Source organism: Boseongicola sp., assembly GCF_057460485.1.
This window is the reverse complement of record NZ_JBVCWP010000261.1, coordinates 1-5318: the sequence shown is the minus strand read 5'-3', so window position 1 is coordinate 5318 and position 5318 is coordinate 1. Positions and strand designations below refer to the sequence as shown.

General features: G+C 55.8%; 4 protein-coding genes. All 4 read right to left on the bottom strand.

Annotated features, from left to right (window positions below):
• Nucleotides 1-937, bottom strand: a 937-nt coding sequence (gene recA / locus AC221Y_RS19760; RefSeq protein WP_486708135.1) for a recombinase RecA, incomplete at its 3' end; no start/stop codon positions are given.
• Nucleotides 938-1891: 954 nt separating this feature from the next.
• The gene (locus tag AC221Y_RS19755; RefSeq protein WP_486708134.1) at nucleotides 1892-3070 is read right to left on the bottom strand and encodes an RsmB/NOP family class I SAM-dependent RNA methyltransferase; all 1179 of its coding nucleotides are present in this window, start codon (nucleotides 3068-3070) and stop codon (nucleotides 1892-1894) included.
• A gap of 65 nt (nucleotides 3071-3135) precedes the next feature.
• Nucleotides 3136-4317, bottom strand: coding sequence for a hypothetical protein (locus AC221Y_RS19750; RefSeq protein WP_299753980.1), 1182 nt, complete (start codon nucleotides 4315-4317; stop codon nucleotides 3136-3138).
• 76 nt (nucleotides 4318-4393) lie between these two features.
• Nucleotides 4394-5318 (bottom strand): IMP dehydrogenase (gene guaB, locus AC221Y_RS19745; RefSeq protein ID WP_486708133.1); only part of this gene is annotated, 925 nt, incomplete at its 5' end.

The window sequence follows — 5318 nt, the reverse complement described above, 5'->3', positions numbered from 1 at the left end:
CCTGACCAATACGTTCGTCACCATAACTAAACCAGGAACCCGACTTTTCGACGACGCCAGCCTTTACACCGAGGTCGAGCAACTCCCCTGTTTTTGAGATACCTTCGCCGTACATAATGTCAAACTCGACCTGTTTGAACGGAGGGGCGACTTTGTTCTTCACGACCTTCACGCGGGTCGCGTTACCCACAACTTCGTCGCGGTCCTTGACCGCACCGATGCGGCGGATATCGAGACGCACAGATGAATAGAATTTCAGTGCATTACCGCCTGTCGTCGTTTCTGGTGAGCCAAACATGACACCGATTTTCATCCGAATTTGGTTGATGAACACGACCATGCATTTAGAACGCGAAATCGAACCGGTAAGTTTACGCATGGCCTGGCTCATCAGACGGGCATGAACGCCAACCGAGCTGTCGCCCATATCGCCTTCAAGTTCGGACTTTGGCGTCAATGCAGCAACCGAATCGATAACTATCATGCTGACCGCACCAGAGCGCACTAGGGTATCGACAATCTCTAGCGCCTGCTCCCCGGTATCCGGCTGCGAGATTAAAAGTTCATCAAGGTTCACGCCAAGCTTCTTGGCATATTGTGGATCAAGCGCGTGCTCGGCATCGACGAAGGCACAGACGCCACCCTTCTTTTGCTCTTCGGCAATGCAGTGCAATGTCAACGTTGTCTTACCCGATGATTCCGGGCCATAAATTTCAATAACCCGGCCCTTTGGCAGACCGCCAATACCAAGTGCGATGTCCAAGCCGAGCGAACCAGTTGAGGTCGACTCGATTTCCGGCAGTGAGTTTTCGCCGCCAAGCTTCATAATTGAGCCTTTGCCGAACTGCCGCTCGATCTGTGCGAGCGCCGAATCGAGCGCTTTGGCTTTATCGCTTGCTTTCTTGTCCGTCATTTTCAGAAGTTCTGCCGCTGCCATTGGTCCTGTATCCTTATTTCATAGCCACGCGCGCGCAGCAACGATCCTCGTGTTCTCTTCTTGTTCTTCTGTCTGTGTATGAGACCAAAAAGAGAACATTTCAACAACTTTATTCAAGATGTCTCAAAGTTTGAGGTCAAGATGAGGTTACTCATACCTGTCGGCATGACGGAGCTATCATAATGAATCGTAGACGAAGTTCGTTAACTGGTTGAGTGAAAACGGCTTTGGCAAAAACACCGAGTTTGGTACGCGGCACTAATATTCTGCGAGGCTTTCTTTGGCGTATCCTATGCCCCTAGGGGAAATAGTTTTTGAGCCGATGTGTTGTCCGAAATAACCATCCCGTCCAGCGCAATCTTGAGGATCGACGCCGGTAGCCCATCCAGAACATCCGGCGACATCGCAGCTCCGGTCGCATCCCCGACGTTGCTACGTCAGTGGATCCTGTCCCATGCTGCCCGCGCGTCTTTGGGATAATTTCAATGTGCCAAATAATATTAAGAGGGGCGGTGCGATGCGCCCTAATACGGATCAGGCCCTCTGCAGTCGAAATATCTTCCTGCGCGTGGCCAGAACAGTCTGCAAGGCCCAATAGTCGCCCCGTCATATCACCAGGAATCACCGGAGCCGGATTCACATGGGCAACATTGACGATATCGCGCGCCCGCAAACGTCCCGAATCACGAGTAACCGAAGGATGACAGAGGCGGCCTAGAACCCTGCACCGCCCCAAACGCAACGATCATTGGCGCCCCATGAGGGCCGGCAAGCGCCAGCATTAATGTGAAGGCCGACAGCACGATCAATGGGGACGGTCGCACCACCTCCGAAATAAACGGGGCCTCGCTGTCATGTGTCGTTATGTCTGGCACACTGCATCTCGATCCCGAATCTAACCGGTTCAGAATCGTTTAAAGTAGAAAACCATTTCTAAACATTCAGGCGAAACTCTTAAGAAAAGGTCGCGGCGGGGGGCTGCAAAACATTAAGGTAAAACCCATCCCCTCCATCAAGCGGCGTCAACACAAGGCGTTCGACGCTCCTCCAACCGGGATGCTCTGCAAGAAAAGCATCGACCGAAATGTCGTTCTCAAGGTCTAGCAGCGAACAGGTCACATAGGCCAAATAGCCCCCTGGACGGACAAATTCTTTCGCAGTGTTCAGTATTTCCACCTGTAGGCCTTGAAGCATCGCTAGAAACTCGGGTGTCAGGTCCCATTTTGCGGCAGGTTGGCGCCTCCAGGCTCCGCTTCCAGAACAAGGCGCGTCGCACAAAACCAAGTCGAAAAGGCCGGACACTAAGTTCACGACCTCGATGTTTGCGCGCGCACGGTCTGTACGTTCAGGCAAATTGGACATGCGCTTGGCGTCAGTGTCATAGGCGACAATGTGCTTGGGACGGTAGGCCGCCATCGCCAAAGCTTTGCCACCACCACCCGCGCAGTAATCCAGCACATCCGCATCTTTCAGATAAGTGGCCAGACGATCCACAACCGCCTGCGAGGCCGCGTCCTGCATCTCGAACCAACCATCTGCGAAACGGGACAATGCGGTCAAACCCCGTGGCGCGCCGCCAATTTCAACGCCCGTCGGAGTCAAATCCGTGGTCTTAGGATCATAGCCGTCCTCTGAGAGTTGCGACAACAACGCGTCACGATCCGTAACAAGAGTGTTTGCACGCAAATGAACAGGTGCCCGATGCCTTAAAAGCGCAAGCACATCCTCGGTTTTTGTTCCAAGACTGCGCTGAAGATGCGACCAAAGCCAGTCCGGAACATCAAGGCGCACCGGATCGGGGGCGTCGCACGCCTCAGCCCCTTGAGCCTGTTCAACGTCGCTTAAGGGGGCAGGCCCATACCCAACGCCATTAAACAAGGTTAACGGATCAACCTCAGCGTCCCGCAGAGCGCCCAACATCAAGTCGCGACCAGTCTCACCCCCACCAAGCCAGCTGACGGACCGCTTACAGCGCAAGACACCAAAAACATGATCACGAACCGCAGCACGATCCTTTGATCCCGCGAAGCGGCTGTGTCGAGCCCAACCCGTCAAAGCTTTTTCGACAGGGGACCCCGATTGGATCCCGTCTAGGATTTCGATTGCCGCCTGAACGCGTGCTGCCGGTGTCATGCCCTGTGCTCCTTATGAAAACCTGCGCCTTGGCGTGTGTCAAATGCCACCTCTCCGCGCAAGCCTTAGGGGCGTGGCACAGGTATCAGTTTTGCAGAAGTAACTGGGGCCAGTACACCGGGAAGTTGTCCAGCGTTCGCGCCGACACCAAATTCGGCTTCCCACATCGCTTGGGTCACCTGAATGTCCGGCAACACTGCGCGTGCAAACAGCGCAACATCAGCGTCAACCGCGCGCGACACCTCAGGCATCACGAAAATCTCGGACAAAGGCGCTGTGGCAATCGCCGGAAACGTCCTTGAGAATGCAGGCGGGCGTGGATCGCTCAAAGCCAGCGGGCCATGGGGTGCCAAGCTTGAGGTCGGCACGAACTCCCCAGATTGGGTCGGGGCCGGGACTTCGACCATTGCAGCGGTGATCCCCAATGCTGGCTGCAGGCCAAACGCGGGCGTCACCGAAGCATCGGGGCCGCGCGACATCGGGGGCAAAAGAGTAAAGAAAGGCATTGCCACCAGAGCCACAAGACCGACACCTAAAAAGAACGGCATGCCGGCGGGCTTGTCCTTTGAAAGTGCAGGCACAGACTGCGCGGCCTCTTCGGATAATGTGAGAGTCGTGTTTTGCTCGTTTGCAGCCTTCAGCCACGGGCGGCGTTTGGTCTTTGGACGCGCAAGCGAGATGGGGTCCACGAGATCCGAGATTGGAACGAACTCCAGCTCGCGATCAAGCGGTGTATTTGGCTTGGGATCAGGTGCCAGAAACCTCGGATCATCAAACAAACTATCAATCGGCGGGCCAGTTTTTACAGGTTTTACAACCGGCGACGTTACTGCAATGCTCGGGGCCTCAACCTCGGGCTCAATCGCTGGTGTCGTTGGAAGCTGTTCCGCTTCCGAAGACCAGTTTCGGGCATGATCCGGCACGGGTGGCACCGCTACCGAACGAGGATCAACCGGCTCGGGACGCTTGTCCTTTAGCACTTTTTGAAGCGCATTCATGCGGTCGTGAAAATCCAGCCCATCGTCATCAAGCGCACGCTGGTGCTCTTTGGCAGCAAGCGAGGTCTCTGCCTCTTCTTCCCAGGGCTTGCGCGGAATGCGCTTGGGCCTATCTTCGAGGCCCTGCTGTTTCAGCGCTTCTGCACGACGTGCGCGTGCTTCATCGAGACGCGCCTGCCAGCGCGCATCGTTGTTCAATTCTACTACTTCATTATGACCGGTAACCGGTTCCGCCGCCCGTTTTGCCATGACCCCTCGCAACACTCACACAAATACGCCGCCCTCCACCTTGGAGAGCGCCTGCCAAATGTTGCCTCATCGCCCGTTAACCAAACCGGTAATTCGGGCTTTCACGCGTAATCTGAACGTCATGAACGTGGCTCTCTTTGAGCCCTGCGCCAGTTATTCGCACGAACCGACAGTTTTCTCGCATATTTTCAACAGTTTCGCAACCTGTGTAGCCCATTGCCGCACGGAGCCCGCCAATCAATTGATGGATTACGACAGACGCCGAGCCCATATAAGGCACCTGACCTTCGATGCCTTCGGGCACCAATTTGTCGCTAGCCGCATCCTTTTGGAAATACCGATCAGCTGACCCGCGCGCCATCGCCCCAAGGGACCCCATTCCACGGTAGCTCTTAAAGCTACGCCCTTGATATAGAATGACTTCTCCAGGGCTTTCGTCAGTTCCTGCCATCATCGAACCGACCATTGCACAGGACGCGCCTGCCGCGATTGCCTTGGCAAAATCGCCAGAATACTTAATGCCACCATCGGCGATGATCGGCACGCCTCCGGCGCCCGAAACCGCGTCCATGATCGCTGTTAACTGTGGCACACCTACACCAGCCACCATGCGCGTGGTGCAGATGGATCCGGGGCCAATGCCAACTTTTACAGCGTCGGCACCGGCGTCGATCAAGGCGCGTGCGCCCTCTGCCGTCGCCACGTTTCCCGCAATAACCTGCACATCGTTCGATATAGACTTCGCCCGCGTCACGGCGCGGGCCACACCTTCGGAATGTCCATGCGCCGTATCAATCACGATGATATCAACGCCGCTATCAACAAGGGCCTCGGATCGCTCGAAGCCTGCATCACCCACAGTCGTCGCGGCAGCCACACGCAGACGGCCAAGGTGGTCTTTGCACGCCTGAGGGTTCAACACGGCTTGCTCGCTGTCTTTCAGCGTCAGAAGGCCGGTCAGCACGCCCTGTCCGTCTGTTACCAGCAACTTCTCGATCCGG